At 48.1% G+C, this 3,875-nt stretch carries 2 protein-coding genes and 1 pseudogene; 1 reads left to right on the forward strand and 2 read right to left on the reverse strand.

Annotation, left to right across the window (positions count from 1 at the left end):
• Window positions 1-146: 146 nt before the first annotated feature.
• Both pyk and WBV27_RS12385 read right to left on the reverse strand, forming a co-directional pair.
• A pseudogene (gene pyk / locus WBV27_RS12380) lies at window positions 147-1,568 on the reverse strand (pyruvate kinase); the annotation flags it as partial.
• A gap of 150 nt (window positions 1,569-1,718) precedes the next feature.
• Window positions 1,719-2,648, reverse strand: coding sequence for an EamA family transporter (locus WBV27_RS12385; RefSeq protein WP_424202434.1), 930 nt, complete (start codon window positions 2,646-2,648; stop codon window positions 1,719-1,721).
• A gap of 144 nt (window positions 2,649-2,792) precedes the next feature.
• Between WBV27_RS12385 and WBV27_RS12390 the strand changes: the two genes are divergently transcribed.
• Window positions 2,793-3,794 carry a nucleoid-associated protein gene (locus WBV27_RS12390; protein WP_424202435.1) on the forward strand — a complete coding sequence of 334 codons (1,002 nt, stop codon included), beginning with the start codon at window positions 2,793-2,795 and terminating at the stop codon, window positions 3,792-3,794.
• Window positions 3,795-3,875: the final 81 nt, after the last annotated feature.

Genomic DNA, 3,875 nt, shown 5'->3' on the forward strand with positions numbered 1-3,875 from the left:
GCAGTCAAAATAAAATTAGAAGACTACCAAATCATTTCCTGATTACACAAAAAACATAAAATGCGGGGCCGCCAGATTTGGCGGCCCCGCATTTTTTTATATCCCCTCAAAAAACCGATCTGCTCAGTGTTGTGCATTCAATCGGGTATGCGTTCGATCTTCATCAGATTGGTCGTGCCGCTTTCTTTTATCGGCGTCCCGGCAGTGATGACAATGGCGTCTCCAGGTTGCGCAAAGCCCTTTTCTTTCGCCAATGCGGTTACCTTGCTCAGCATATCATCCACATTTTCTGGCTCTTGGATGACGAAAGCCTGAACACCCCAGACAAGCGTCAACCCTCTCTGAACCCTTTCACTGTAGGTTGCCGCCAAAATATTCGCTTTCGGCCGGTATTTGGAAATCATGCGGGCCGTGTGCCCGGAACTGGTTGCCGCTACAATCGTTTTGATGCCCAAGTTCATGACCGTACGTGCAGCAGCCTGGCTGATTGCTTCGGTAACGGATGCCTTATCGAACAAGTCCATTGTGGATAGATTCCCACCATTTGCCTCCAAAGCTTCTTCCGTCCGTTCCGCAATCCGCGCCATCATCGCTACAGTCTCCACGGGATACTGGCCGACAGCCGATTCGCCGGAAAGCATGACTGCGTCTGTTCCATCAAATATAGCATTCGCGACGTCACTCGCTTCTGCCCTTGTCGGCCGTGGGTTCCATTGCATGGAATCCAACATCTGAGTGGCGGTGATGACTTGTTTTCCGGCCAGATTGCATTTCCGGATCAGATCTTTCTGGACGATCGGCACATCGCCACCATTGATTTCCACACCCAAATCGCCGCGCGCAACCATCAAGCCGCTGCACACCTTGAGTATCTCTTCGGCATTCTGGACGCCTTCCTGATTTTCGATTTTGGCGATGATTTGCGTATCCGTCGCATCCATTTCTTCAAGAATTTCGATAATTTCCAGGATATCACTGGCTCTGCGGACAAAGCTGGCGGCGATGAAATCCACTCCCTGCTGGACACCGAAACGGATATCCGAAGCATCCTTTTCCGTCAGCCCAGGCATACTGAATTTCGCTTCCGGCACATTGATGCCCTTTGAATTTTTCAGGATGCCGTCCACTTGGACTATGGCTATGATCTCTTTGGCTTCATAATTGATGTCCGTAACCTCCAGAACCAACAGTCCGTCATCGATCAAAATATGCATGCCGATCGTCACATCATTGATCAGCTCAGGATAGGTGACAGAGAATTTTTCTTTTGTTCCCAGCACGGGTTCCATGCTGATGATTACCGACTCCCCGGAAACCAACGTAACTGCGTCATCGGTCATTTTGTTTGTCCGGATTTTTTGGCCTTGGATATCCATCATGATCCCTATATTTTTGTTCGCCAACCGTGCAGCTTCCCTGACATTATTCAGACTGACCATATGCGTTTCATGTTCGCCGTGCGAAAAATTCAGCCGCGCCACATTCATGCCGCTGTTCATCATCCTTACCAGCACATCGACGGAATCGCTGGCTGGTCCAATCGTGCAGACTATCTTCGTCTTTTTCACCATGTTAGCCCCTCATTTCTGAATTGACCATCTTCATCATAACCTGACATTTACCTATCTTCATTATAGAACAAATGCGTTGGTTTAGAAATTATGACGCTGTCAAAAGACAAAAACGCGATGCTTTTCGGCATCACGTTTTTGCGGTATTCAAATATTCGGTTCTGTTTGGATAGCCTCGCTTGATTTTATTGGTTTTGATTTCAGCGTCAACAAGAACACGGTTGAAAGGATCAAGGCGATGCCGAGCAGATCCGTCCAGTGCAGACTGGTCCCTAACCAAAAAACGGAAAGGAACGTTGCAGAAAGCGGTTCGGCCGATGACAACAGGCTTCCGACAGTTGCGCCGATGCGATGCACGCCTTCCAGATAGAGACTGAAGGAAATGACCGTACCCAAGAGGATGATGACCAGCAAGGCAGCGAATGCAGCGATGTCCCAAGTGCCGATGATCCGCCAAGGCTGATAGACTATCGAAAGCAGAACGCCACCTATCAGCATCCCCCAACCCAACGAGAGCAGCGTCCCATAAGTTTTGATCAGACGGGCAGGCTGGAGATTGTAGATGACGACAGAAACAGCCGACAATAAACCGTACATTAATGCTTCCTGCGAAATGGCCAGACTATCCAATCGGCCATGTGTGGCCAACAGGAAAATGCCAGCAACAGCAAAGACAATGGCTGCCATTTCAGCTGGCCGCGGTAATTTTTTGTTCTTGACGGAGAGGTAAATCATGATCAGGACCGGGGCCAAAAATTGCAGAACTGTAGCCGTTCCAGCATTTGAATGGCCGATTGTCGCGAAATACGTATATTGGCAAAAGGACAGGCCCAAAGCCGCGAACAGGAACAAGTCCTTGCGGTCCCGCTTGTCTTTCCAGACCCGAAAGATGGCGTCTTTTTCTTTTTTGTAGCATAGCACCAACAAAATCAGGCCGGCCATCAGCATCCTGACGGCAACCAGCCAGCCGGAGGTCAACCCGCGCTGCTGCAGCAGAAACTGCCCGCTGGTCCCCGAAATCCCCCACAGCAGAGCACCTACAACGGTGAACATCACGCCGGATTTATATTGAGACATTTCATCCCTCCATTCCTTTAGTTTTTTCAAATAACATCATTATATGCGATGGCCGGACAAATAGAAAGCTGATATTTTTGCTTTGTCCGAAGAGCGATTTTGTGGGATACTGATAAGCGTGAAGAAAAACGGAGGTCGAAAAACTTGATACGCATTAAAGAAGCTATTTTACACATTTTGGACATCAACACGAATGAACCGATTTTTTCCTATGCCGGACTGGATACGTCAGAGCGCATGATGATCGAATATATCGAAGCGATGGTCGCAAAGGTCGAAGATTCCGACAGCATGAAGGACGGGATTTTGGAAGAGGATAATCAGATGACTGCCCTGTTCAAGAATTGCCAAAGCGATTTTGTCGAAGGCACGAAAGCCTTGTCGGAAAAATTCTTCAATGTGACCAAATTGAATCCAGAAATCCCGCCTGCGGATCTGCTGATTGCACATTTTGAATTGGATGAAGTAGCGTGCCTCGGGGTGTTCAAACTGAACTACTCAGACAGCTATACGCACTTTGTTTCGTATGAAGGGGACGTTTTGACCAACCAAATCATCTTGAACCGTGCCATACTACCTTCGCAAAGACAAGCCATCCAAGAAGGCCTTGTCGTGAATCTGGAGCAGATGGTATACCATGTCATCGAGAAAAAACACATGATCGCTGAGCTGGGTGAAAAGGTGAATTACTTCACGGAAATGTTCCTCGAGGATACGCCAAAACCGAGCCTGAAGGAGAACATCTCGATCATCAAAAAGGCCGTCCAAAAGACAAGCAAAGCCTTCAACGACGAGGAATTCCAGGTGCTGGCCGAAACGAAGGAAGCCATCGTCACGAGCATGCAGGAAGATAACCTCATCGATAACGAAAAAATCGCTGAGGCCTTATTCGGCGATAACTTCGCCAAGAAACAGAAGTATTTCGAACAGGTCGAGGAATTGGGCTATGTGGATCGCGCCCCTGCGGAAGCGGCAATCGCCGGACCGAAATATTCCAAACAAAAATTCAGGCTCGATAACGGCATCGAAATCAGCATTCCGCTGGAGCTTTACAAAGACCCTGATGTGGTGGAATTCATCAATAATCCCGATGGCACAACATCCGTCATCATCAAAAACATCGAAAAGATCAAAAACCTATTCTAATTTAAAGAACCGATGGCCTCGCATTGAGTGCCACCGGTTCTTTGTTTATTTCGCTTTTCTGGAGATGTTCAGGATGGACAT

The sequence above is a fragment of the Trichococcus sp. genome (genome assembly GCF_049589555.1).
In the GTDB taxonomy this organism is placed as follows: Bacteria; Bacillota; Bacilli; order Lactobacillales; family Aerococcaceae; genus Trichococcus.